Genomic DNA, 20,365 nt, shown 5'->3' with positions numbered 1-20,365 from the left:
ATAGTGCTCCACTCATTCTGTTGTAATTCTTATAGTCCTGGCGGCCAGGGCTACAGACCGGGCGGGATTTGCGGCGTGGCCATGCCAACGCGCAAGCCCACCTTTCCCCCGGAACATGTCCCGGAACTGTACCGGTACAGTGTAGAGCGCTGTCGGATCGCTTGAAAAGCGGTCAAAAAGTGCCTGCTTCCTGGGTTGTCGCTTGATCGAAAGAAAGATACAGAAAGGCGCCATCAAACTGCCTGTATCTGCGCTTTCAGCCCACAAGTTCGGGGCTAATCGACCAAATTACATATTTGAAACCGGGTTTTTCTGCAAAAATGCCGGCCTTTTTTATTGGCGATTTTTGCGGATACCACCCATGACCGATCAAACAAGCACCCTCTATGCCAAATTGCTTGGCGAGACTGCAATCATCGAGTGGAAAGCGCTGGAGCGTTTCTGGGCAAAGGGTGACCTGATTTGGGTCGACCCCAGCCTGGATTTGATCGCTGTGGCTGAGGCAATGGCCGAGAACCGCAGTGAAATCTTCGCCAAATGGCGTAGTGATGGCACTGTGGGGCCTGTCTCGGCAGAGCAGGCCCTGGACCTGCAAACCCGCGATCCAGAGATATGGGCGGTGGTGGTGTCACCGTTCATCGTGATCCAGGCGAAGAGTGCTGACCAGGCGTGATCTTTTTTGGTGCGTGAAAATGCGCACCGGCCTCGTTTTGGTGCTCGCTGCTGCTCAGGGCGGGTAGAGGTAAGTAACAATTCGGCGTGGCGGTAACAGTTTACGGGATGCGTAATGAGGTTGCCCCGCAACCCAGCTCGATATCGAATCTGACGGGAGTCATTGATGAACACTGCACTACCTTCGCTTGGTTTTGCCGGCATTGGCCTGATGGGCTTGCCCATGTGCCGCCGGTTGCTGGCTGCGGGCTATCCGCTGACGGTCTGGAACCGTAGCCCGGACAAGTGCGCCGCGCTGGTCGCCGCCGGTGCCCGCCTGGCTGGCAGCCCGGCCGAACTGTGCCGCGACAGCGACATGGTGTTGTTGTGCCTGGCCGACACGGCTGTGGTGCGTGAGGTAGTGTTTGGCGAGCAAGGCGTTGCCGAGGGTGGCCGTGGTGGCCAGTTGCTGATCGACTTCTCGAGCCTGGAGCCAACCGCCACCCGAGAAATGGCGGCCGAGCTGGCAGCACTGTGCGGCATGGCCTGGCTCGATGCGCCGGTGTCAGGCGGCACCGCCGGTGCCGAAGCTGGCACGCTGGCGATCATGGTCGGTGGCGAAGCGGGGGACCTGCAGCGCGCTCAGCCGGTACTTGAGGTGCTGGGCCAGCGTGTCACGCACATGGGGGCGGTGGGCGCAGGCCAGGTGACCAAGGCGTGCAACCAGATGATCGTCGCCTGCAATGCGCTGGTGATTGCCGAAGTGGTGGCCCTGGCCGAGCAGGCCGGGGTGGACGCCACGCTGCTGGCCGAGGCGCTGGCCGGTGGTTTTGCCGATTCCAGGCCGTTGCAGATCCTGGCACCGCAAATGGCCGAGAGCCGCTTCGAGCCGGTCAAATGGCACGTGCGCACCTTGCTCAAGGACCTGGACGGCGCGGTCAAGTTCTCGCGCGAGCAAGGTTCGGCAACACCGCTCAGTGGCCTCGCCGCGCAACTGATGCGCCTGCACGGTAGCCAGGGGTACCTGCATAAAGATCCGGCGACCCTGGTAACGCTGTATCGCAGCAAGGGGTAAACACCACGAGGGTGCGCTGCAGCCGGTCCAGCATGGGCTGCAGCTCGGCCCAGGGCATTGGCCGCCCGAGCAGAAAGCCTTGCAGGTAGTCGCAGGCGTGGTCTGCGAGAAACGCCCGCTGTTCCTCGGTTTCCACGCCTTCGCTGACCACTTGCAAGTGCAGGGTATGCGCCATGACGATGATTGCCTGGACAATTTCACGGTCTTTCTGGCTGGCCGGCACGCCTTGCAGGAAGGTGCGGTCGATCTTCAGCACATCCAGGGGCAGGTGCTTGAGGTAGGCCAAGGACGAGTAGCCGGTGCCGAAGTCGTCAATCGACAGGGCGACGCCCAGGGCGCGGACCCGTTTCAGCAGATTGACCGTGCGCTGGATATCCCCCATCAAGGCGTTTTCGGTCACTTCCAGCTCCAGCTGGTGCGCTGAGACCCCGGCGTGGAACAAGGCCTTCTCCACCTCGTTGGGCAGTTCGTCATGGCTGAGGGTCACCGCCGAGCAGTTGACCGTGACCTTGAGGTCGCCGTGGCCGCCGCGCTGCAGCAGTGCCAGGTCGGCGCAGGCGTGCCGCAACACCCACAAGTCGAGGTCGACGATCAGGCCGTTGGTTTCGGCTATGCCGATGAACCGGTCGGGCCCAAGCAGCCCATGTTGGGGGTGCTGCCAGCGTACCAGGGCTTCCAGCTTGGCCACCCGCCCAGTGCGCTGGTCGAAGATCGGCTGGTAATGCACGCACAGGCCGCGCTCTTCCAGCAGCGCCAGTCGCAACTCTTCTTCCAGTTGCAGGGCAATCGAGGCGCGTGCCTTGAGACTGTCATTGAAAAAATTCAGGCTGTTGCGGCCGTTGTCCTTGGACTGGTAAAGGGCCAGGTCCGCATGCTTGAGCAGCTCTTCGGCGCTGCTGCCATCATCCGGAAAGATACTCACCCCGATGCTGGTGGTCATCACCATGCGCCTGCCGCAAAGCTCGATGGGGTCTTTCATGCGTTGCATGATGCGCTGGGCCAGGTGGCGGGCTTCGTCGCGGCTGTTGAGTCTGGTGACCACGCAGAACTCATCACCACCAAAGCGTGCCACCAGGTCCTGGCTGCGGGTCGCGGCCTTGATATGGTTGGCAATGACCTTGAGCAATTCATCGCCAGCGTGGTGGCCAAGGCTGTCATTGATGCGTTTGAAATGGTCGATATCCAGGAACATCACCGCCAGGCGGCTTTCGCTGGCCAGGTGCTCGGCCAGGCGTTCGGCGAACAGTTGGTTGAAACCACGGCGGTTGACCAGGTTGGTCAGTGCATCGTAGTGCGCTGCCTGCTGCAGTGACGCGCGGGCCTGGTCCAGTTCGCTGAGCAGCACGCTGACCCGGCGCAGGTCATGCTCCTTGCTTTGCAGCTTCTTGTCGGCCAGGGCCGCACTGATGCTGGCACCGCTGATCAGCAAGGTGATGAAACCGATGCCCAGCGCCAGTTGCAGGCTGTTATCCCCAGACGGCAAGCGCAGTGCGGTATCGCTGGGGATGACCAGGGTCATTGCCGACATCGCCGTGAAATGGGAAGCCACCATGCCCGCGGCGATCAGCAGGCTGGCGCCGTACTTCGCGGCCTGGTACAGGATGCCGCTGCCATTGCGAAAGTTGCGCGCCAGGCACAATGCCAGCAGGCTGGTGAGCGGGGCGATGATGGCAGCACCCAGCAGCGGGCCCGTCTGGTAGTACTGCCGGGCGCCGGTTTGCATCGCGGCCATGCCGACAAAGTGCATGAGGACGATACCCATGCCGATCAGTACCGCGCTTTGTACGATGTGCGGCGTGCGCATGTCCTTGCGATCGAGGCTGCGCATGGCCAGCCAGGCAACCGCCAGGGCAATGAGCAGGGAAAGGATGGTCAGCGGCAGGTCGTAGTGCACTTCGACGGATGCCTGAAAGTCCAGCATGCTGATGAAATGCATGGCCCAGATGCCGCCGGCCAGGCAGCAGGCGCCAAGTACGTTCCATTGCCGGTGGGCGGTAGGGTCTTCGCTGTGGGACTGGCGCTCGGCCATGTCGAGGGTGGCGAAACAGGCTGCGCAGGCTACCACGTAGGCGAGCAGAACCAGCAGCGGCTCATGCCGACAATCGAGCAGGATACGTCCGGTTGCCGGCAGGTCGGCGAACAGTTGCAGGCCCAGCCACTCCATGGAATGCCTCTCGATCGAGTTTTCACTCGTCTGCGCTACAACCCTGTGCAGACTGCCCAGAGGCAGTATAGGAACAAGTGTTTAAGCCTTCCTGGATAATGGCACATTGATTTCTACGATTTGGTTATCAACCTAATCGCTGTCGGAAATATGGCGCCCGCCCAAGGGCAGCGTGCCCGCGATGTGCCTGGCACGATGCCAGGCACCGGCTACGCCGGTTTTCGCGGGCACCTGCGCTGCCCAGGGGGAGGGTGCTGGTATGGCGTCAGCCGGCGACTAGTACACGAATGGCTTCCAGGCGCAGGGCAGCTTTTTCCAGCATTGCCAGGCCCTCTTCGCGCTGCTTGCGCAGGGCGTCGATTTCGCTGTCACGCACGCTTGGGTTCACCGCTTGCAAGGCGAGCAGGCGCGCCAGTTCTTCGTCGGCCTCCGCTGCCAAGCGGCGTTGGGCTTCGGCCACACGCTCGACGTGGGTCGGCAGGATCTTCTCTTCGCCACCGCTGATGCGCTTGGCCAACACGTCGCGCTGCGCCTGGACAAACTTGTTGGCGCTGGCCCGTGGCACGCTTTCAAGCTGGTCGTTGAGCGTTTCGAAGGCCACGCGCGAGGCCAGGTCGTTGCCGTTGGCATCGAGCAGGCAGCGCAGTGCCGCAGGGGGCAGGTAACGCCCCAGTTGCAAGCTTCGCGGTGCCACCACCTCGCTGACGAACAGCAGTTCGAGCAGCACGGTACCGGGCTTGAGCGCCTTGTTCTTGATCAGGGCGACGGCCGTATTGCCCATGGAGCCGGACAGCACCAGGTCCATGCCGCCTTGCACCATCGGGTGTTCCCAGGTCAGGAACTGCATGTCTTCGCGCGACAGCGCCTGGGCGCGGTCGTAGGTAATGGTCACACCTTCGTCGTCGCCCAACGGGAAGCTGGCGTCGAGCATTTTTTCGCTCGGCTTGAGGATGAGGGCGTTCTCGGAGTGGTCTTCGCTGTCGATGCCAAAGGCGTCGAACAGCGTTTCCATGTAGATCGGCAGGGCGAACTGGTCGTCCTGCTCGAGGATGGCTTCAACCAGCGCCTCGCCTTCACCCGCGCCGCCCGAGTTCAGCTCCAGCAAGCGATCGCGGCCGGTGTGCAGTTCGGCTTCCAGGCGCTCGCGTTCGTGACGGGCGTCGGCCACCAGGCTGTCCCAGGCCTTGCTGTCGCCGCCTTCGAGCAGCGGCAGCAGGCGTGGGCCGAACTGGTGTTGCAGGGCGTTGCCGGTCGGGCAGGTATTGAGGAACGCGTTGAGCGCTTCGTGGTACCACTGGAACAGGCGTTCCTGCGGGCTGCCCTGCAGGTAGGGAACATGCAACTGGATGGTGTGCTTCTGGCCGATACGGTCCAGACGGCCGATACGTTGTTCCAGCAGGTCCGGGTGGGCCGGCAGGTCGAACATCACCAGGTGGTGCGAAAACTGGAAGTTGCGGCCTTCGCTGCCGATCTCGGAGCAGATCAGCACCTGGGCGCCGAACTCTTCATCGGCAAAGTAGGCGGCTGCCCGGTCGCGCTCCAGAATGCTCATGCCCTCATGGAACACCGAGGCCGGAATGCCGGAGCGCACGCGCAGGGCGTCTTCCAGGTCCATGGCGGTTTCGGCGTGGGCACAGATGACCAGCACCTTGGTGCGCTTGAGCATTTTCAGGGTGTCGATCAACCAGTCGACCCTTGGGTCGAAACGCCACCAGCGCTCGTCGTCGGTGCTGTCACCCTGTGCCTGGAAGGCGACCTCCGGGTACAGCTCGGCTTTCTCGCCTGGCGGCAGCTCGCGGTATTGCTCGGGCATGGCCACCGGGTAAGGGTGCAGTTGGCGCTCCGGGAAGCCCTGGACCGCCGCGCGGGTGTTACGGAACAGCACTCGGCCGGTGCCGTGGCGGTCGAGCAGCTCACGGATCAGCCGCGCGCTGGCCTGGGTATCGCCATCGCTGACCGCGGCCAGCAGCGCTTCGCCCTCAGCCCCCAGGAAGCCCTGGATGGTGGCGTGTGCCTTCGGCGACAGGCGGCCTTCGTCGAGCAGCTCTTGCACGGCTTCGGCGACCGGGCGGTAGTGATCGCTTTCGGCGCGGAAGGCGGCCAGGTCGTGGAAACGGTTGGGGTCGAGCAGGCGCAGGCGAGCGAAGTGGCTGTCCTGGCCAAGCTGTTCAGGGGTAGCGGTAAGCAGCAGTACGCCAGGAATCACCTGGGCCAGTTGCTCGACCAGGGCGTATTCGGCGCTGACCTGGTCCTCGTGCCAGACCAGGTGGTGAGCCTCATCGACAACCATCAGGTCCCAGCCGGCGGCAAACAGCGCATCCTGGGCCTTCTCGTCCTCTACCAGCCACTCCAGGGCCACCAGTGCCAACTGGGCGTCATCGAACGGGTTGCTGGCGTCGCTTTCGATGAAACGTTCGGCGTCGAACAGCGCCACCTGCAAGTTGAAGCGCCGGCGCATTTCTACCAGCCACTGGTGCTGAAGGTTCTCCGGCACCAGGATCAGTACTCGGCTGGCCCGGCCCGTCAGCAACTGGCGGTGAATGACCAGGCCAGCCTCGATGGTCTTGCCCAGGCCCACTTCGTCGGCCAGCAGTACCCGCGGCGCGCTGCGGTCGGCGACTTCGCGGGCAATGTGCAACTGGTGAGCGATTGGCTGAGCGCGGCAACCGCCCAGCCCCCACAGCGCCGACTGCATCTGCTTGCTGGTGTGCTGCAGTGTGTTGTAGCGCAGGCTGAACCACGCCAAAGGGTCGATCTGCCCGGCAAACAGGCGGTCGCTGGCCAGGCGGAACTGAATGAAGTTCGACAGCTGGGTTTCCGGCAAGGTGCGCGGCTGGTTCTGCCCGTCGAGGCCGTGGTAGACCATCAGCCCGTCGATGTCCTCGACCTCGCGTACGGTCAGCTTCCAGCCTTCGAAGTGGGTGATCTGGTCACCTGGCGCGAAGCGCACGCGAGTCAGCGGCGCATTGCGCAGGGAATACTGGCGCGTGTCGCCAGTGGCCGGGTAGAGCACGGTCAATAGGCGGCCATCCTGCGCCAGGATGGTACCCAGGCCGAGCTCTGCTTCGCTGTCGCTGATCCAGCGTTGCCCCGGTTGATACTGCTGCGCCATACTGCCTGAACTCCCGCGATGAAAAAGCCGATTATGTTAACGGATCGGCCGGTGAGACCAAAGTGCCGAGCGCACCTAATGGTGCCGAAAGCCATCAGTCTAGCCGTTTCACCGCTCTGAACCGCACCGCCGACGAGGGCCACGCACCAACATGTCTGCCAAGCACAGCTGGATCAGCGCTTCCATGACCGTGGGCAGCCTGTTGCTGCTCAGTGCCTGCGAGCAGAAAACCTTCGAGCCTTTGGCCCCCATTCCCACCGATCAGCTTGAAGTGCTGGGCGTGCAGGCGCCGATCAAGAGCGTGCATTTTCGCGACCGCGATGGCGAAGGGCTGCTGGTATTGAGCCGCAGCGATGGTCAGGCCAGCGACCCGGAAAGCGAGCAGGAGGTCGACAAGGTGGTGCTCAAGGCCACCTTGTACGGGCGCACGGCGCAAAGCGATGCGTTCAAGGCCCGCTGGCAGATCGAGCAGGAAACCACGTGCCCCGGCCTGGACCTGGATGTCGACTTCTATACGGATGTCAGTGACGTCAGCGACCTGAACAAAGATGGCGTGGCCGAAGTGACAGTTGCCAGTCACGCCTTTTGCGGCGGGGGTATCGACCCCCACGACATCGCCATCGAAATGCGTGAAGGGCAGGCCAGCTACACCATTACCGGGCAGTCGCTGATCAGCCCCGCAGGCGAGGACCCGGTGGGGGGCGAGCGCACCGACAGCGCTTCGCTCAAGAACGCCCCGCAAGTGTTGCGTGACCACATGGATGCGGTCTGGCAGCAGGTCTACAAGCGCCCCTGGAGCGAAGCCAGCCCGCCCAGTGACGACGAGCCTGACGATGATGTGGAGTAAAGGCTGGGCCTGAGATCAAGGTAATGCCGCGCCTGCCGATAAAGCGGGCATAGGAGAACGCCCATGCTGCCGCCGATCATACCGCTCAGTGCCGCCCCGGTGACCTCGCAACAGGACCCGGTCAAACCTACCCCCGACATCAAGCCGGTGGTACCGGCGCAGCCTGCGTCCGGCGAAACTGCCATCGACCTCAAGCAGCAGCGCGATCCACAGGAGCAGGCACTGCTGTTGCGTGATGAGCAGCGCCGCCAGCAGCAACGGCGGCAGCAGCGTGGGGAAGGGCGCTACAACCCCGAGCCTGGCGACGAGGTCAACGCCGACAATACTGTCCCGGTCGTGCCCTTGATGGACGAGCCCAACCGCCAAGGGCTGCTGGTGGACATCGAAGTCTGACACGGGGCTGGTCAGCGCCTGCGTCGGGCTTCATCATGCAAATCTCCGTTGATCGTCGAGCCCACCCATGAGCCAAGACAACCTTATCGATTTCGATGCTGAACGCGCCAAGCGCGTACATGACCTCAAGGAAAAACGCCTGAACGAGATGCGCAATGCATTCGAGCAGGCTCTGCCGTTGAACACCGGCAAGAAAAAGAAGCCCAAGGGCAAGCCGAAGAAGCGCTGAAACTTGACGCAGGTCAACCCTGCACCTGCCTCGTGTGCCCGGGCCCGGGCACCATTGACCCTGATCAATTTTCCCTCGCCCGACATTGGTTAACGTTCTCCCATCGGACAACGGCAAACGAATGGGGAGGCCAGCATGTTCTTCGACAATGTGGTTATCGCCGGTGTGGTAACGGTCGGGCTGATGGTTGCTTTCTTTGCCGGTCTGGGCATTTTCATCTGGAAGGACTCGAACAAGCGCAAGCCGCGCTGACCTTCCGGGTACACGAGCACGCAAGGCATTTAGGGCGACTTCGGTCGCCCATTTTTTTTGCCTGGCATTTGCGTGTTGCCTGCTGGGCCGCAGGGCTCAAGCCAGCTATCGCGCAGCGTGGCGTGCGCTGACGCAGCAGTTGGATTGCAATGAAGATGAGTAGCTAGCTAATTATTCATTTTCACTTTATTCTCTGCGCCATTGTCTATCTTTTCACTACTACCCTCCCCGCAAGGTTCGCCCAGTGCCCATCACGCTTCAGGCCCTGTTCGCCCCCACCCCCCTCGCCATCAAGTTCGCCATCAAAACCCTGCTCGGTGGTGGCCTGGCGTTGTGGCTGGCAATGCGATGGGGCCTGGAGCAGCCGTCCTGGGCATTGATGACGGCGTTTATCGTTGCCCAGCCGCTGTCTGGCATGGTGGTGCAGAAAGGCCTGGCGCGGTTGGCCGGGACCTTTGTCGGTACGGTCATGGCGGTGGTGCTGCTGGGCCTGTTCGCCCAGACCCCGGGGCTGTTTCTGATTGCCCTGGCCTTGTGGCTGGCCTTGTGCACCGCCGCCTCTACCCAGTTGCGCAGTGCCTGGGCCTATGCCTTCGTGCTGGCTGGCTACACGGCAGCGATCATCACCTTGCCGGCCATCGACCACCCGCTGCAGGTGTTCGACCAGGCGGTGGCCCGCTGCACCGAGATCAGCCTGGGTATTTTCTGCGCCACGGCCAGCAGTGCCTTGCTCTGGCCGATGCGGGTCGAGCAGCAGCTTGGCGGCCAGGCGCGTCAGGCCTGGCAGAACGGTCTGCAGGCCGCCAGTGCGATGCTGGGTGGCGAGGACGATGCACGCAGGGGCTTGCTGGAGAGCCTGGGGCGCATCGTTGCCATCGACAGCCAGCGCGAGCATGCCTGGTTCGAAGGCAACCGCGGGCGTCAGCGTGCTCGTGCCATTCGGGGGCTAAGCCAGAAGCTGATGGTGCTGTTGCGTATTTCCCGGTCGGTGCGCCGGCAGTGGCGGCAACTGGATGAGCAGCAGGCGGAACACCTGGCCCCCTGGTTGTCTGAAGTTCGGGCGCTGCTGGACAAGCCCGACCAGCCCAGCCTGTTGTTGCTGCGCCAGCGCGTCTGGGATGCCGCGCACGATGAGCATATAAGTTCGGTTGAGCATTACTGCCTGGCGCGCATGGCCCTGCTGCTGGATTACGCAATGGCCGCCGGCCAGGCGCTGGAGGCTGTGGAAACGGGTACGGCGCCGAAGGATGTCGGCCAAGGCCTGGCCGTGCACCGCGATTGGTCGCTGGCCTTGCTGTTCGGTTCGCGTAGCGCACTGGCGTTTCTGGTGATGAGCGCTTTCTGGCTGGCCACCGCCTGGCCTTCGGCACCGGGCGGCCTGGTGCTGACCTGTGTGGTCTGCAGCCTGTTCGCCAGCCGCGAGAATGGCGCGCAGATTGGCTTGAGTTTCCTGCGCGGGATCTGCCTGGCCATACCGGCAGCGTTCCTGGTCGGGCAGATTCTGCTGCCGCAATGGAGCAGCTTCGCGCTGCTTTGCCTGGGCATGGGCGTGCCGCTGTTGTTCGGCGCGCTGGGCATGGCCCACCCGCGTACCGGCGCCACTGCCACTTCTTATTGCCTGCACTTCGTCGTACTGGTGTCGCCGGTGAATGCCATGCAGTTCAGCGTGGCGACCATGCTCAACAGTGCCTTGGCCATGCTGGTAGGGGTGTCGGCAGCGGTCATGGCGTTTCGCTTGTTGGTGTTCCGTCACCCGGCCTGGCTTGGGCGGCGCCTGCGTGCTGCAACCCAGAGTGACCTGGTGCGCCTGACCCGGCGTGACCTGCGCGGGGCCGACACCTGGTTCGGCGGGCGCATGGCCGACCGCCTGATGCAGTTGGCGCGGCATGCCAGCGAGTTACCCGAGGGCGAGCGCAAGCGCTGGGACGATGGCCTGCACGGGCTGGATATCGGTGATGAACTGGTGCACCTGCGCATGTGCCTGGCGGTCGCGCAGGCGCCACTGGGCGGCGCCGAGCGGGAGTACCTGCAGCAGTTGGAGGCGGTACTGGCCAAAGGGCCTGCCGCCGGGCGCGGGCAACAGCTGGACAGTGCCAGCGAACGGTTCATTGCTGCGTTGCACCGCCAGCCTGCGAGCGACCCGCTGCGGTTGGCCGAGGGCGCGGTGCTGCAATTGCAGAAAAGCTGGGGCAAGTGGTGCCGCTGGCAGGAGGAAGCCCATGGGGTTGCGTGAATGGGAAGTGGGGGGCGTGCTGCTCAGCCCGTTTCTGCTTTATGTGTTGCTGGCGCTGGTGCTTACCGGCCTGCTGCGCCTGCTGGTGCATGCCACACCGTTGGCGCGCTGGATTTGGCATGAAGCGCTGTTCGATGCGGCGGTTTTCGTTTGTGTGCTGTTCCTGGTGGTACGCCTGCTGGGAGCTTTTTAAAGGAGTGTTTCGATGCGTGCGGCCGTACGTACTCTTGTAACCCTGTGTGTGGTGGCCCTGGCCGTGTTGGCCGGTTACCAACTGTGGCAGTACTACATGCTTACCCCCTGGACCCGGGATGCCCGTGTGCGCGCCGATGTGGTGGTGATTGCACCTGACGTTTCCGGCTGGGTGCGCCAGCTCAAGGTGCATGACAACCAGCAGGTCAAGGCGGGTGAGCTGTTGATGAGCATCGACCGCGAGCGCTTCCAGGCCGCGTTCGACCAGGCCAGTGCGGTGACGCAAACCCGCGCCCAGCAGCTGCGCCTGCGCGAGAGTGAAGCAGCCCGGCGTACCGCCCTGGGGCCCGAGGCGATCAGTGCCGAACTGCGGGAGAACGCGCAGATCAATGCTGCCATCGCCCGTGGCGAGTTGCAGGAAGCCCAGGCGCAGCTGCAGGTGGCGAAAATCAACCTGGCGCGCAGTGAAGTGCGTGCGCCGCGCAGCGGGCACATCACCAACCTGCGCCTGGCCGAAGGCAACTACGTGAACACCGGCCAGTCGGTGATGGCCTTGGTGGACGATTCGACGTTCTATATCCAGGCCTACTTCGAGGAAACCAAGCTGCCGCGCATTCGCGTGGGTGACCCGGTAAAGGTCTGGCTGATGGGCGCGGGTGAACCCATGCAGGGGCATGTAGAAAGCATCAGCCGCGGCATCACCGACAGCAACAGCAACCCGGACAGCCAGCTGCTGCCGGAGGTTGAGCCGACCTTCAATTGGGTGCGCCTGGCCCAGCGGATACCGGTGAGAATCCGCCTGGACCAGGTGCCCGACGGCGTGACCCTGAGTGCGGGGATGACTGCGAGCGTGCAAGTGCATGAGCCGTGAGCCGGGGCCCGGGCACCCGCGACTACAGGAACATGCCGCCCGAAACCTCCAGGCGCTGCCCGGTGATCCAGCCATTACCGTCTTCCAGCAACAAGGCGATCGCCGCGCCGATGTCATCCGGCAAACCCACCCGTCCCAGCGCGGTGTTGCCAGCAATGTAGTCATTCACCTGCGGGTTGTCCCGCACTACGCCCCCGCCAAAATCGGTCTCGATGGCCCCCGGCGCCAGGATGTTCACGCGAATGCCGCGGGCGCCCAGTTCCTTGGCCTGGTAGCGGGTCAGCACTTCCATCGCGCCTTTCATGGCGGCATAGGCGGCGTACCCTGGTAGGGCAAACCGTGCCAGCCCGGTCGAAATGTTGATTATCCGGCCGTTATCGACCAGCTGTGGCAACAGGCGCTGGGTGAGGAAGAACGGGCCTTTGAGCTGAATGTTCAGCAGTTGGTCGAACTGCGCCTCGCTGGTTTCGGTATACGGCACGTTCAACCCGATGCCGGCATTGTTCACCAGAAAGTCGAAACGTTGGCGACCGTGGTGCTGCTGCAAGGCAGCCGCCAGCCGCTCGGCAAAGCCGGCAAAGCTGCTGGCGTCACCCACATCCAGTTGCAGCATGGTCGCCTTTACACCTGCCTGCTCCAGCGTGGCCGCCACGGCCTGTGCTTCTTGCGCCTTGCTGTTGTAGGTGCCGATGATGTCGATGCCACGGGCGGCCAGATGCTCGGCGGTATTGCGGCCAAGGCCGCGGCTTGCGCCGGTGATCAGGGCAATCTTGCGGGTCATGGTAAGAACCTCGTAATGGGTGGGTGCTCACAGGTTATTGGTCGGCTGGCGGGTGTTAAATCCTGCAAAAATGGAAATACTGTTCGCCTCAACCGGATAGTCGAGGGCGGGCGTGAACAAGTTGGAGTTGCTGCGGACCTTTGTGCGGGTCAGTGAAGTGAACAGCTTTACCCTGGCCGCCGAGAGCCTGGGCTTGCCACGTTCGACGGTGTCGGAACAGGTCAGGGCGCTGGAGCGCCTGCTGGGTACGCAACTGTTCAACCGCACCACCCGCCGGGTGCAGGCCACGCAGGATGGTGCCTTGCTGTACACACGCAGCAAGGACCTGCTGTCAGGTATGGACGAGATCGAGAGCCTCTTCAGCGCCGATGATGCCGAACTGGCCGGGCGCCTGCGTGTCGACCTGCCGACGATGATGGCGCGGCGGGTCATAATTCCCGCGTTACCCCGGTTCCTGCAGCGTTTTCCACGTTTGCAGGTAGAGCTCAGTTGCACCGATCGGCAGGTCGATTTGCTGCGTGAGGGCTTCGACTGCGTGATGCGCATCGGCGCCTTGCATGACCTGGATGTCGTGGCCAGGCCGGTCGGGCAATTGAGCATGCGCAACTGTGCCAGCCCGGCTTACTTGGCACGCCATGGGGTGCCCCGTACCCTGCAGGACCTGGCAGGGCATCAATTGGTGCACTACGTGCGCAACCTGGGGGGGCGCTGCGCCGGCTTCGAATACGTGCAAGGTGGGCAGGTGCAGTACCAGCCCATGGCTGGGGCGGTAACGGTCAATAATGCCGAAGCCTATTCGGCAGCCTGCCTGGCCGGGCTGGGGCTGATACAGGTGCCGGCGGTGGGGGTGGCCGAACACCTGCAGCGCGGCGAACTGGTCGCGCTGCTGCCGGCCTGGCAGGCCCCGGCGATGCCCGTGTCGTTGCTGTATGCGCGGCAACGGCATGTACCCCGCCGGGTGCAGGCGTTCATGCAGTGGCTGGCAGAGGTGCTTCGCAGCGAGGTCGATGCTACGGCGTGAAGTTGAGCCGGGTCATGGCGCACGCACGGCCGCTTGCATTAGGCTTGGACTGGCGAGGCGCCCGGCAGAGGCGACCCTGTGCTGCCCAGCGTGCGTATCTTCCGATTTCATCACGAGGTTACGCCATGGCCATTACTTCCCAGGACATCTGCAACGCAGCTGACCAGCTCAAAGGCTTCGTCGGCTTTCATGACAAGCGCGGCGTTCATATCGTGCGTTTTTCCGAAGACGCGTTCGGTATGGATGTCGCTGACGCCAGCATCACCCCCTGCAGCGAGTTTGTCTGGCGCCCCGAGCAGGGGCAGCGCATGGCCCTGTGCCGGGAGCGCCTGGCACTGTTGCTGGACCAGCACGTGGATGACCGCTTGAACATCGCCGAGCCGCTGCGCATCTACCTGCGCCGCGGCGACTTGCCGGAAATCATCGCCGAGCGGCGTGTGCAGCCTACTGGCTGAGGCCCGCTCGCGCCCGTTGGGTTGATCGAGGCGTTGCCGCGCAACCGTGCAGGGGCGGCTCGACCCGCGCCTACCGGGGGCGCTGCAACAACGCCCGCATGGCCGCGGTATCCAGTGGCCGGCTCAGGTAATAGCCCTGTACTTCATGGCAGCGGTCCTTTTGCAGCATGGCTAGTTGCTGTTCGGTTTCCACGCCCTCGGCCGTCACGGTCAGCCCCATTGCCTTGCCCAGGTTGATGATGGCCTGGACCACCGCACGGTCGCTGCCGCCGTTGGTGCTCAGGCCACTGATGAAGCGCTTGTCGATCTTGAGGCTGTCGAAAGGATACGTTCGCAGGTAACCCAGCGATGAATAGCCGGTACCGAAGTCGTCCATGTTCAGGCGCACGCCCAGTTCTTTGAGCGACAGCATGGTCCCCAGCGCGCCTTCGATGTCGTTGAGCATCACATTCTCGGTGATCTCCAGTTCCAGGCGTTGCGCCGGGAATGCCGTGCCCAGCAGGATTTCCCGCACGTCTTGCACCACATCGCTGCGCAGGAACTGCGCCGGTGACAGGTTGACCGACACCAGGATGTCTGCAGGCCAGTCAAGGGCGGTGCGGCAGGCCTCGTGCAGCACCCAGCGGCCCAGCGCGACAATGATATCGCTCTGTTCGGCCAGCGGGATGAAGGTATCCGGCCCCAGCAGCCCTTCCTGGGGGTGCTGCCAGCGTATCAGCGCCTCGACCGCGACCACGCGCAGGTCGCTGAGGCGGTAGCGCGGCTGATAGTGCAACTCGAACTCCTGGTTGCGCAGTGCGCGGCGCAGGTCGTTCTCCAGTTGCCGCCGGTACTGGATCTGCTGGTTCATTTCGCTGGCGAAGTAGAGCCAGGTGTTCTTGCCGTCTGCCTTGGCCTGGTACAGGGCGATGTCGGCACAGCGAATCAGCTCGCCGGGGTCGAAGCCCTGGGTGCGGGTCTGGGCGATGCCGATGCTGGCGCCAATGTGCAGGGGTTGGCTGTCGAACATGATCGGTTGTTGCAGCAGGCCGATCAGGCGCGCGCAGAAACGGTCGATCTCCTGGCGGTTGTCCATGCCGCCAAGTACCACGATGAACTCGTCCCCGCCCAACCGCGCCACCAGGTCACCGTCGCGGGTGGTGTCGCGCAGGCGGGCCGCCACTTCCTGCAGTACCGCATCGCCAGCCGCATAGCCGAGTGAGTCGTTGATCGGCTTGAAGTTGTCCAGGTCAAGCAGCAACAGGGTCAACGGCGGTGAGTCTGTGCCGCGCAGCAGGGCCTGTTCCAGGTGCCGGGCCAGTTTGTTGCGGTTGGCCAGGCCGGTCAGTGGGTCGTGCAAGGACAGGTGCTGAATACGCGCATGGGCGTCGACTTCGTCGGTGATATCGCTGGCAGTGCCGCGCAAACCCACGACCGCGTCCTGGTGCCAGATGGCGCGGGCGGAAATCCGACAATAGCGGTTCTGGCCATTCTGGTCGCGGTAGGTGCAGCGCAGGTTGGCCAGCTGCTGTGGGTCAGCGGTGGCCAGGGCATCCAGCCAGGGCGACAAGGGCGTGGTGTCGCAGGCCAGCAACTGGTTGAGCGGTTGGCCGAGCCAGTCTTCGACCGGGTAGCCCGTCACGCTGGCAAAGCGTTGCGACAAGTAGGTCAGGCGGTGGTGCCGATCGGTCTCCCAGATCCAGTCCGATGCCGACTCGGCCACCGCGCGAAAACGTTGCTCGCTGGCCTCCAGCGCCAGGTTGCTATGCTGCAGGTGGGCAAGCGTCAAGCCGATGGCCCGGGAGCTGCGCCACGCATGGCGGCACAGATAGAGCATGACCAGCCCAAGGATCAGCAGGGCGCTGAGCAGGGCAGGCAATACCGCCCATAGCAGCTGGCGCCCAGGCAACACGCTGTTCCACGACAGATGGTAGCCGGTGTCGCCCAGGTTGATGCGCAGGTGGTGGTGGGCTTGTACGTCTTCCTTCTCAACGCGCATGCCGGCCAGGCCTGCACGCTGACCCAGCTGCGCCAGTTTGGCCTCGGTCAGCTGGTCGACGAACAGCAAGACCGGCGCCTGGCTCACTTCGCCTTCAGTGACATCGCGATCTGGCCGTATGGCCGCGGCGGTGAGCACGGCCGGCCAGCCATTGAACAGCACGAAGCGGGTGATCTGCTCGCGGGCAATGGCCGCCGCTCGGGCCTCGTCGATGATTGGCTGGATAGGGGCATCTATGTACGTGCCTACGCCTGCGGGGCTGGGCTGGCCTTTGAACAGGGCATAGGTGGTGCGGCCGTTTTCCACGACGAACACGCCTTCATAGCCGCTGGCGCTGTACAGCGATTCACCTATGTTCTTTTCATCATAGGCCCACTGCCAGTCGGCTTCGCCAGACAAGTGCTGCATGGCGTCCTCCCATACGGCATAACTGGACAGGAATTGGCGCGACGCCAGTAACCGTTGCTCCAGCGCCTGGTTGGCATGGAAGGCGCTGCGTTCGCGCTCTTGCTGGTCGAGGGTTGCGGCGATGTTGAACAGCGCGCCGAGAATGACCAGGCAAGCCAGACCGTAAACGGTGGTGAAGCCGGCGATCAGGTTACGCACTTGGAAACGTGGGGTAGGGCTGGCGGGTGGGAGGTTGGCAGTCCTGGCCATGCGCGAGCGGCTCCTTCAGGAAACCTCCTGCCAGGCAGTGAGGCAGCAGGTTCAATCAGGATAGGCCAGCTTCAGTGCGGTAGCTGCGCCACCGGCAAAATTCACCCGGTCGCGGCCAGCGTGCTTGGCAGTGTATAGCGCCTTGTCTGCCTCTTGCAGCCAATGTTCGGGTGACTCCAGGCTGGCATTGAAAGGCGACAGGCCAATACTCAGGCTGATGCGCAAGTGAGGGAGCTGCGCGTTGCGATACCCGGAAACCTGCTCACGCAGGCGTTCCATGATCTGGCAGGCCTGGGCTTCGCTGGTACCCGGCAGGATCACGCAGAATTCGTCGCCACCGTAGCGCCCGGCCTGGTCGCACTCGCGCAGGTTGCGGCGCAGCTCGGCGCTGAGCTGGCGCAGTACGCAGTCGCCAACCACGTGGCCAAAGGTGTCGTTGATGGTCTTGAAATGATCGATGTCGATCAGGGCGATCACCGCGTGTGCCTTTTGCTGTTTGCATTTTTGGTATTTAACGAGCAACAGGTCTTTCCAGGCGCCGTGGTTGAGCAACCCGGTGAGGCTATCCGTAAGGCTCAGGGCGCTGAGCCGGCGTTTATGGTCGCCCAGCTGGATTGCCAGCCGGTAGCAGACCCAGCCCAGGGCCAGGGGGTACAGCGTCAGCATGGGCAGGCAGGCGTATATCTGCAGTGCAGTGGCATTCAATTGCAGGCCTGGGGCGAGCAGCAGGGTGCCGACCAGAATCCCGGCCAGTTGCGCAACAGCCCCTTTGAGCACCAATTGCCGGCCCCCGGCGGCCACGTTGTTCATGGTCATCATCGACAGCACGGTCACGGTCGGCAGCGGGTTGAAGTGCATGGCGGCGGCCCAGAAACCGCCCAGCAGCGAGTCCAGCAACAGGTTGCGTTGCTCGGCCCGGTACGGGGTTGCCGACCGGCTCGCCCACAAGTAGGCGACGTGGGGCCACAACAGGCCATTGAACAGCATCAGGCCCCACACCCAGGTGGGCGGGGATTGCGGGGCCACGCCAGCCATGACGCTGAACAGGCCGATGCCCATGCCCACCACACGTGGCGGGTAGATGCGCTTGACGAACGAAAGGCCTTTGCCGCTGCGGTTGTGCATCATGGTCATATTCTTCTGCCGGGGTACCGTTTATCGCATAAATCGCATGAATATTGTCGAACAGTGTCGCCCCACTGAAAAATGACCTTACAAGCCAATTCACGGTTGATGCGATCACTGTGGGGTAACATGCGGACTTTCCTGTTGCTAGGAGTGTTGCTGATGGTTCCTTTGGCCAATGCTGCCGGTGACCCGGCGCCCCAGCGTGACGGGCGTTTTCACAATCAGGCGCAGCTACCGAAAGATGGCGTGCTGAAGAAGCTGCGCATCGGTCTGAAGTACCTGTTCCTGCGCAAACCGCCGAATACCCGGCCAACCACGCCGGTCAGCCTGCAACCGATGACCCGCCAGCAGGTGCTCGATGCGCCAGACCGCAGTTTGTGGCGGCTGGGCCATTCCACGGTATTGCTGAAGTTGCGGGGGCGCTTCTTCATTACCGACCCGGTATTCGCCGAACGCGCCTCACCGGTGCAGTGGGCCGGCCCGCAGCGGTTCCATGCGCCCCCGCTGGGGCTGGACCAGCTGCCGCCACTGGCGGCGGTGGTGTTGTCGCACGACCATTTCGATCACCTCGACGAGCAGGCAATCCGCCAGCTGGCCTCGCGAACCGGGGTTTTCCTGGCCTCGCTTGGCGTGGGTGAGCTGCTGATCAGTTGGGGCGTTGCGCCAGCGAAGGTGCGTCAGCTGGACTGGTGGCAGGAAAGCGAAGTGCAGGGTGTGCGTTTCATTGCTACCCCGGCCCAGCACTTTTCCGGGCGTGGGCTGTTGGACAGCAATCGCACCTTGTGGGCGTCGTGGGTGATCATCGACCAAGGCGTACGGGTGTTCTTCAGTGGCGATACGGGCTATTTCAACGGGTTCAAGCTGATTGGCGAGCGCTTTGGGCCGTTTGACCTGACCCTGCTCGAGACCGGCGCCTACAATCTCGCCTGGCCTGATGTGCACATGCAGCCGGAGCAGAGCCTGCAGGCCCACCTGGATTTACGCGGGCGCTGGATGCTGCCGATCCATAATGGCACGTTCGACTTGTCCACCCACGGCTGGCAGGAACCCTTCGAGCGCATCCTGGCGTTGGCAAACCAGGCCCAGGTACGGCTCAGTACGCCGCAGATGGGCGAGCGGGTGAGCCTCGACTCGCCGCATGCCGGGCAGAACTGGTGGCAGCCCCGCCCGGTGCGTCAGCGCAGCCTGAAGAATGAGCGAAGCGTTGCGGCGCGCTAGTGTCACTTGGTGTCGTCTTTGCCACGCTGGCGTTGCGCCCGCTCGTGCTCCAGCAGCCGCGAGGGTGCCTTGCCACTGTCACTGCGCACCTGAGCGTGGCTGATGAGCGCGAAAATGAAACTACCGCCTATGATGTTGCCGGCCAGTGTCGGCAAGGCGAACTCCAGCCAGAAGCTGCGCCAGGTTTCTTCGCCGGCCCACACCAGGTAGGACACCTCGACCGAGCCCACTACTATATGGGTGAAGTCGCCAATGGCCATCAGGTAGGTGATCATCAGGATGATCCAGATCTTGGCGTTCTCCATCGAGGGAATCATCCATACCATGGTGGCGATCATCCAGCCCGAGACGATGCCCTTGGCGAACATCTGGCTGATGTCGTTGCTCATGACCTTGCGGCCGATCTCCAGAAACGCCATGTCGGTCTTGCTGTCGAAGATCGGCAGCTCGAGCATCACCCAGGCCACCAGCAGGGTGCCCGCCAGGTTGCCCAGCAGCACCACACCCCAAAGCCGCAGAAGGCGGCCGAAGTTGGCAAGGGTAGGGCTGGTCATGACCGGCAGCACCGCAGTCAGGGTGTTCTCGGTAAACAGTTGCTGGCGGGCCAGGATCACAGCAAGGAAGCCGGCGCTGTAACCGATGCTGGCGACTACCTGGGCGCTTTCACCTTCTGGCAGGCGTGCATAGAACAGTCCCATGGCCATCAGGGACAAGCCCATGGACAAACCGGCGGCGACAGCCGACCACCACAAGGCGGCGAGGGTCCGTTCCAGTTCCTGATCGCCCTGGTAGCGAATGGTCTCGTGCAGCACTGCCGCTCGTGGCGGCTGGTTGTGGCTGACTTCCTGCTCTTCATCTGCCGAAAGCCCTGGGGTTTTCTCGCTTTGCTCGACACTCATGGCCGCTTCGCTCCGTGGTGGGGTTCTCTACAGATTCGTGGCGATTTCATTAGTTGCCGGGGGGCAGCCGAAACGGCTGAGAAAAGTTTTTGGAACAAGGTGTTGACTCTGAATTCAAAGCGCGTATTATTCGCCTCCTCGCAGCGATCAACGCTTCGAGGCAAGCGGTAAGTTGTTGAAGTTGTTGGCTTTCGAAAGAAAGCAGCGGT

General features: G+C 63.2%; 18 protein-coding genes. 12 read left to right on the top strand and 6 right to left on the bottom strand.

The genetic code is table 11. The annotated features are described in order from the left end of the window. Window positions 1-361 precede the first annotated feature (361 nt). Entirely contained in the window at window positions 362-673 is a 312-nt protein-coding gene (locus APH30_RS17545; protein WP_054913275.1) for a DUF2288 domain-containing protein, read from the top strand. Between the two features lie 165 nt (window positions 674-838). Next, window positions 839-1,726, top strand: coding sequence for an NAD(P)-dependent oxidoreductase (locus APH30_RS17540; protein WP_054913274.1), 888 nt, complete (start codon window positions 839-841; stop codon window positions 1,724-1,726). Here APH30_RS17540 and APH30_RS17535 read toward each other — a convergent pair. Continuing rightward, window positions 1,626-3,890 (bottom strand): bifunctional diguanylate cyclase/phosphodiesterase, encoded by a 2,265-nt coding sequence (locus tag APH30_RS17535; RefSeq protein ID WP_054913273.1) that lies wholly within the window; start codon window positions 3,888-3,890, stop codon window positions 1,626-1,628. The two genes, APH30_RS17540 and APH30_RS17535, sit on opposite strands and share 101 nt — an antisense overlap. 265 nt (window positions 3,891-4,155) lie before the next feature. Then, a complete protein-coding gene (rapA, locus tag APH30_RS17530; protein ID WP_054904086.1) occupies window positions 4,156-7,002 on the bottom strand; it encodes an RNA polymerase-associated protein RapA in 2,847 nt (948 codons plus the stop codon). Window positions 7,003-7,153: 151 nt separating this feature from the next. Here rapA and APH30_RS17525 point away from each other — a divergent pair, with 151 nt between their 5' ends. The 7 genes from APH30_RS17525 (at window position 7,154) to APH30_RS17500 (ending at window position 12,019) form a co-directional block, all read left to right on the top strand. Further along, a complete protein-coding gene (locus APH30_RS17525) occupies window positions 7,154-7,849 on the top strand; it encodes a M949_RS01915 family surface polysaccharide biosynthesis protein (RefSeq protein ID WP_054913272.1) in 696 nt (231 codons plus the stop codon). Window positions 7,850-7,912: 63 nt separating this feature from the next. Beyond that, a complete protein-coding gene (locus APH30_RS17520) occupies window positions 7,913-8,242 on the top strand; it encodes a hypothetical protein (protein WP_029885159.1) in 330 nt (109 codons plus the stop codon). Window positions 8,243-8,309: 67 nt separating this feature from the next. Continuing rightward, complete coding sequence (locus APH30_RS29130) at window positions 8,310-8,471, top strand: hypothetical protein (RefSeq protein ID WP_009684626.1); 162 nt, start codon at window positions 8,310-8,312, stop codon at window positions 8,469-8,471. 135 nt (window positions 8,472-8,606) lie between these two features. Further along, window positions 8,607-8,723 (top strand): cytochrome c oxidase subunit CcoM, encoded by a 117-nt coding sequence (ccoM, locus tag APH30_RS29805; RefSeq protein ID WP_003254862.1) that lies wholly within the window; start codon window positions 8,607-8,609, stop codon window positions 8,721-8,723. Window positions 8,724-8,967: 244 nt separating this feature from the next. Further along, entirely contained in the window at window positions 8,968-10,956 is a 1,989-nt protein-coding gene (locus APH30_RS17510; protein ID WP_054913271.1) for an FUSC family protein, read from the top strand. Beyond that, on the top strand, window positions 10,943-11,149 hold the full coding sequence (locus APH30_RS17505; RefSeq protein WP_054913270.1) for a DUF1656 domain-containing protein: 207 nt from the start codon (window positions 10,943-10,945) through the stop codon (window positions 11,147-11,149). The genes APH30_RS17510 and APH30_RS17505 overlap by 14 nt, the downstream gene beginning before the upstream one ends. A gap of 12 nt (window positions 11,150-11,161) precedes the next feature. Next, window positions 11,162-12,019 carry an HlyD family secretion protein gene (locus APH30_RS17500; RefSeq protein ID WP_029885161.1) on the top strand — a complete coding sequence of 286 codons (858 nt, stop codon included), beginning with the start codon at window positions 11,162-11,164 and terminating at the stop codon, window positions 12,017-12,019. Window positions 12,020-12,041: 22 nt separating this feature from the next. Here APH30_RS17500 and APH30_RS17495 read toward each other — a convergent pair whose 3' ends face one another. Further along, a complete protein-coding gene (locus APH30_RS17495; protein ID WP_054913269.1) occupies window positions 12,042-12,800 on the bottom strand; it encodes an SDR family NAD(P)-dependent oxidoreductase in 759 nt (252 codons plus the stop codon). A 112-nt stretch (window positions 12,801-12,912) separates the two neighbouring features. On the opposite strand from APH30_RS17495, the gene APH30_RS17490 reads away from it, so the two are divergent. After that, window positions 12,913-13,821 (top strand): LysR family transcriptional regulator, encoded by a 909-nt coding sequence (locus tag APH30_RS17490; protein WP_009684632.1) that lies wholly within the window; start codon window positions 12,913-12,915, stop codon window positions 13,819-13,821. A 125-nt stretch (window positions 13,822-13,946) separates the two neighbouring features. Beyond that, complete coding sequence (locus tag APH30_RS17485; RefSeq protein ID WP_029885164.1) at window positions 13,947-14,276, top strand: DUF2025 family protein; 330 nt, start codon at window positions 13,947-13,949, stop codon at window positions 14,274-14,276. Window positions 14,277-14,346: 70 nt separating this feature from the next. Here APH30_RS17485 and APH30_RS17480 read toward each other — a convergent pair whose 3' ends face one another. Both APH30_RS17480 and APH30_RS17475 read right to left on the bottom strand, forming a co-directional pair. After that, window positions 14,347-16,911: an EAL domain-containing protein gene (locus APH30_RS17480; RefSeq protein WP_054913268.1), complete on the bottom strand. Its 2,565-nt coding sequence runs from the start codon at window positions 16,909-16,911 to the stop codon at window positions 14,347-14,349. A 51-nt stretch (window positions 16,912-16,962) separates the two neighbouring features. Further along, window positions 16,963-18,036 carry a diguanylate cyclase gene (locus APH30_RS17475; protein WP_033690737.1) on the bottom strand — a complete coding sequence of 358 codons (1,074 nt, stop codon included), beginning with the start codon at window positions 18,034-18,036 and terminating at the stop codon, window positions 16,963-16,965. 129 nt (window positions 18,037-18,165) lie between these two features. Here APH30_RS17475 and APH30_RS17470 point away from each other — a divergent pair, with 129 nt between their 5' ends. Beyond that, on the top strand, window positions 18,166-19,257 hold the full coding sequence (locus APH30_RS17470) for an MBL fold metallo-hydrolase (protein WP_054913267.1): 1,092 nt from the start codon (window positions 18,166-18,168) through the stop codon (window positions 19,255-19,257). 2 nt (window positions 19,258-19,259) lie between these two features. Here APH30_RS17470 and APH30_RS17465 read toward each other — a convergent pair whose 3' ends face one another. Further along, window positions 19,260-20,156 carry a formate/nitrite transporter family protein gene (locus tag APH30_RS17465; protein ID WP_009684638.1) on the bottom strand — a complete coding sequence of 299 codons (897 nt, stop codon included), beginning with the start codon at window positions 20,154-20,156 and terminating at the stop codon, window positions 19,260-19,262. Between the last annotated feature and the right edge of the window lie 209 nt (window positions 20,157-20,365).

It is taken from the genome of Pseudomonas sp. NBRC 111127 (assembly GCF_001320345.1).
Taxonomy (GTDB): domain Bacteria; phylum Pseudomonadota; class Gammaproteobacteria; order Pseudomonadales; family Pseudomonadaceae; genus Aquipseudomonas; species Aquipseudomonas juntendi.
The sequence above is the reverse complement of the archived record's forward strand: the minus strand, read 5'-3'. Positions and strand labels throughout refer to the sequence as shown.

Bases quoted from the DNA above. Each gene is read 5' to 3' on its own strand.
- APH30_RS17545 (WP_054913275.1), top strand. From the start codon at position 362: ATGACCGATCAAACAAGCACCCTCTATGCCAAATTGCTTGGCGAGACT.
- APH30_RS17540 (WP_054913274.1), top strand. From the start codon at position 839: ATGAACACTGCACTACCTTCGCTTGGTTTTGCCGGCATTGGCCTGATG.
- APH30_RS17535 (WP_054913273.1), bottom strand. From the start codon at position 3,890: ATGGAGTGGCTGGGCCTGCAACTGTTCGCCGACCTGCCGGCAACCGGA.
- rapA (WP_054904086.1), bottom strand. From the start codon at position 7,002: ATGGCGCAGCAGTATCAACCGGGGCAACGCTGGATCAGCGACAGCGAA.
- APH30_RS17525 (WP_054913272.1), top strand. From the start codon at position 7,154: ATGTCTGCCAAGCACAGCTGGATCAGCGCTTCCATGACCGTGGGCAGC.
- APH30_RS17520 (WP_029885159.1), top strand. From the start codon at position 7,913: ATGCTGCCGCCGATCATACCGCTCAGTGCCGCCCCGGTGACCTCGCAA.
- APH30_RS29130 (WP_009684626.1), top strand. From the start codon at position 8,310: ATGAGCCAAGACAACCTTATCGATTTCGATGCTGAACGCGCCAAGCGC.
- ccoM (WP_003254862.1), top strand. From the start codon at position 8,607: ATGTTCTTCGACAATGTGGTTATCGCCGGTGTGGTAACGGTCGGGCTG.
- APH30_RS17505 (WP_054913270.1), top strand. From the start codon at position 10,943: ATGGGGTTGCGTGAATGGGAAGTGGGGGGCGTGCTGCTCAGCCCGTTT.
- APH30_RS17500 (WP_029885161.1), top strand. From the start codon at position 11,162: ATGCGTGCGGCCGTACGTACTCTTGTAACCCTGTGTGTGGTGGCCCTG.
- APH30_RS17495 (WP_054913269.1), bottom strand. From the start codon at position 12,800: ATGACCCGCAAGATTGCCCTGATCACCGGCGCAAGCCGCGGCCTTGGC.
- APH30_RS17485 (WP_029885164.1), top strand. From the start codon at position 13,947: ATGGCCATTACTTCCCAGGACATCTGCAACGCAGCTGACCAGCTCAAA.
- APH30_RS17480 (WP_054913268.1), bottom strand. From the start codon at position 16,911: ATGGCCAGGACTGCCAACCTCCCACCCGCCAGCCCTACCCCACGTTTC.
- APH30_RS17475 (WP_033690737.1), bottom strand. From the start codon at position 18,036: ATGCACAACCGCAGCGGCAAAGGCCTTTCGTTCGTCAAGCGCATCTAC.
- APH30_RS17470 (WP_054913267.1), top strand. From the start codon at position 18,166: ATGCGGACTTTCCTGTTGCTAGGAGTGTTGCTGATGGTTCCTTTGGCC.
- APH30_RS17465 (WP_009684638.1), bottom strand. From the start codon at position 20,156: ATGAGTGTCGAGCAAAGCGAGAAAACCCCAGGGCTTTCGGCAGATGAA.